This is a genomic window from Actinomadura sp. BRA 177, assembly GCF_013372625.1.
Classification (GTDB): domain Bacteria; phylum Actinomycetota; class Actinomycetes; order Streptosporangiales; family Streptosporangiaceae; genus Spirillospora.
Genome location: NZ_JABXFD010000047.1, coordinates 1 through 582 on the forward strand (window position 1 = coordinate 1; position 582 = coordinate 582).

At 67.5% G+C, this 582-nt stretch carries 1 protein-coding gene; it reads left to right on the forward strand.

Annotated features, from left to right (window positions below):
- The first annotated feature begins 221 nt into the window (after window positions 1-221).
- Window positions 222-503, forward strand: coding sequence for a hypothetical protein (locus HUX53_RS00210; protein ID WP_176401132.1), 282 nt, complete (start codon window positions 222-224; stop codon window positions 501-503).
- Window positions 504-582: the final 79 nt, after the last annotated feature.

The window sequence follows — 582 nt, forward strand, 5'->3', positions numbered from 1 at the left end:
TTGATGCGTGCCGGCGGCCGGGCCCGCGCTGGCCAGGGCCGTCCGCGAGGACGCGGCGCCGCCGCGGCGCACCCGGCTCGCGACGCTCGTCGTCCAGTGAGACCGCGGCCGGGTAAAGAAACCCCCGTGTCGCGGTTTACGGACGGCCCCGTATGGGACACGATGTCAACAAGGGTCAGGCAGTAGCGGGTTCTCAGGCACGGCATCGGGTGGAGGACGACATGCCCCAGCGGCTCAGGCGGCTCGGTTCGGCTTCGGCGGCGGTCTCGGCGGGCGCCCTCGTCCTGGTGCTCGCCGCCCCGGCGCCGGGCGCCGCGGCGGCGGAGCAGTGCAAGAAGGGCGTCGACCCCGAGACCACGATCGAGAACTGGAAGTGCAACCTCGGCAACCTGCGCGAGGCGCTCACCCCGAAGAGCCCCACGCCGACGCCGACACCGAAGCCCACGCCGAAGAAGACCAGCTCCGCCAAGCCGAAGAAGACCACGAAGAGCACTGGCTCATAAAAACATCTGACGCCTGCCGACGAAGAGGATAGGGAAGAACAAGGGAGTCGCAGAACACAGAAAAAAAACAAAAAAAACA